This is a genomic window from Rhodococcus sp. NPDC059968 (genome assembly GCF_042738615.1).
GTDB lineage: Bacteria > Actinomycetota > Actinomycetes > Mycobacteriales > Mycobacteriaceae > Rhodococcus_F.
Window position 1 is genome coordinate 1 of sequence record NZ_JBHWUE010000249.1, and the last position, 2,274, is coordinate 2,274.

2 protein-coding genes are annotated in these 2,274 nt (G+C 68.0%); one reads left to right on the plus strand and one right to left on the minus strand.

Annotation, left to right across the window (positions count from 1 at the left end; genetic code table 11):
* Positions 1-1,264: Glu/Leu/Phe/Val dehydrogenase dimerization domain-containing protein (locus ACFWAY_RS53555; protein WP_378516516.1), on the minus strand; the 1,264-nt coding region annotated here is incomplete at its 3' end.
* A gap of 186 nt (positions 1,265-1,450) precedes the next feature.
* On the opposite strand from ACFWAY_RS53555, the gene ACFWAY_RS53560 reads away from it, so the two are divergent.
* Positions 1,451-2,274, plus strand: an 824-nt coding sequence (locus ACFWAY_RS53560; protein ID WP_378516517.1) for a LysR substrate-binding domain-containing protein, incomplete at its 3' end; no start/stop codon positions are given.

The following is a 2,274-nucleotide window of genomic DNA, read 5'->3' on the forward strand; positions in this document are numbered from 1 at the left end:
CCAGAGGATCGGCCGGAGCCGGCGCGCTGCGGTTGGCCGCGACGAGGTCCCACGCGGTCTGCCGTGGCGCCACGCCGTCCAGGATCCATTGCCCGAGCAGCAACGCGACCTTGGCCAGCATCTCGGTACGCAACCGCAGGAACGAGTCCTCCGGGTCGGTACCGACCTGACCGAGTAGGACCCACCAGGCCCAGGCGACTGCTCCGGCATTGGCAACGAAGTCGGGGACCACCGGAATACCCCGACCGGTGAGCACCGCCTCCGCCCGCGGGGTCGTCGCGGCATTCGCAGCCTCGATCACGACTGTCGCGGCGATCTGGTCGACGTTATCCGCAGTGATCGCATACGAGATCGCGGCCGGGACGAGGATGTCTGCCGCAGTCGCGATCACAGCCGCGCTCGGCAACCGCTGAACATGCGAGGGGACGCGGGAGCGGTCGATCTCGCCGTAGCCGTCCCGCAGGCCGAGCAGCGCGGGAACGTCCAGGCCGTCGGGACAGTACAGCGTGCCGAGGGCGTCGGCGACCGCAATCACGCGCATACCGGCCTCGTACAGATACCAGGCCGCGCCGCCCCCCATGGTGCCGATCCCCTGGATCGCCACCGTCGTGTCGGCCGGAACCCAGCCACATGCGCTCACCGTACCGAGGCAGGCCTGCGCAACCCCGTAACCGCCGATCACATCGCCCAGCAGAAAACCGCTGGGCACCGGGGCGTTCAACGCGGCCCGTACCCGGCGCAGAGTCCTCTGCGGATCTTCCGCCCGGCTGATCGCCGCATGGTAGGACTGCTGAAGGCCGAGCCGCGCGAAGACGTCGTCGAGCAGATGCTGCGGCACCCCCAGATCCTCCGCGGTCACCCAGTGCGCGGCCAGCCACGGGCGCATCGCCTGACAGAACCGCTCCAGAACACCGACGGCACGGGGGTCCTTCCGGTCGAAGTCGATACCGCCCTTCGCGCCGCCGACCGGCAGGTCGAAAACCGCGGTCTTGGCAGCCATGCCTCGGGCCAGATCCTCCACCTCCGACATCGTGCAGCCTGCCCGCATCCGGGTGCCCCCGGTCGCCAGGTCCGACACCAACGTGTGCACGACGAGGTAACCACGAGCTCCGGTGACCGGATCGGACCACGTCACACGCAACAGGGGCTCACCGCTGCGCACGGTCGCCACATCGACCCGACGCCGCGTCGCCGTGTGCTCACGGTAGTCATCCTCTCGGTGCTCGGGGGTGCGCCCGAACCCGCATTCCGTCGTCGTGGTCACCTCGAGTTACCCCAATCGTCCTCAGAAAATCATCGTCTCCACGACCACTCAGCCGATGACGCCAGCGTGCGCGCGCCGGTGACCGGGCGTCCAGTTAAGAACCGTGAAGGATTGCATTCACGCTTTCTACACAGCGCCACGCGTGGTCCGGTTGGACGGCCCGGAATGGATGCATAGGCTGGCGGCATGGAGCTGTCATTACGCCGGTTGCGGATGCTTCGGGAGTTGCACCGCCGAGGCACCGTGACAGCCGCGGCGCTGGCCCTGCACTACACCACATCCGCGGTATCCCAACAGCTCACCCAGCTCGAACGCGACGTCGGCGCAAAGCTATTCGAGCGGCGCGGTCGGCGGGTACAGCTCACCGAGATCGGCCTGCTCCTCGCCGAGCACGCTGAGGAGATCATGCGATCGGTGGACCGCGCGACCACTGCCCTCGAGCAAACACAGGACGGGGTCACCGCCCGATTGACCGTCGGCGTGTGGGCGTCCGTCGCGTCGAGCCTGGTGCCGAGTGCGCTGACCTTGCTGGCCGCCGAACATCCCGGCATCGAGGTGCGCACGAGGGAACTCGCGCCGGAGGACACCGCAGTCGCGGTACGGGACGGGTCGCTGGACTTCTCGTTCGTGATCGACTATTCCGACTACCCGATGCAGTGGGACCCGGAATTGACCAGGGTGGTGATCGCGGTGGAGCGACTGCACGCAGCGCTGCCCCCGGGAACGGTGTCCGCCAGAACCATGGCGCTGGCCGATCTCGCCGAGCATCCCTGGATCCTTGCAGGACCCACGTCGCATTTCGGCCGCGCCGTGCGCTTGGCCTGTCAGCGTTGCGGATTCGAACCCAGAATCAACCACGAGGTCGGCGAGCAGGCGACGGCACTCGCGATGGTTGCCGCGGGCCTGGGCGTCACCCTGGTCTCCGATCTCGGACTGACCCTGCGCCCACCGGGAATGGACGTCGTCGCGCTGACCGAACCGCTCATGCGGACGATCTCCATCGCCCATCG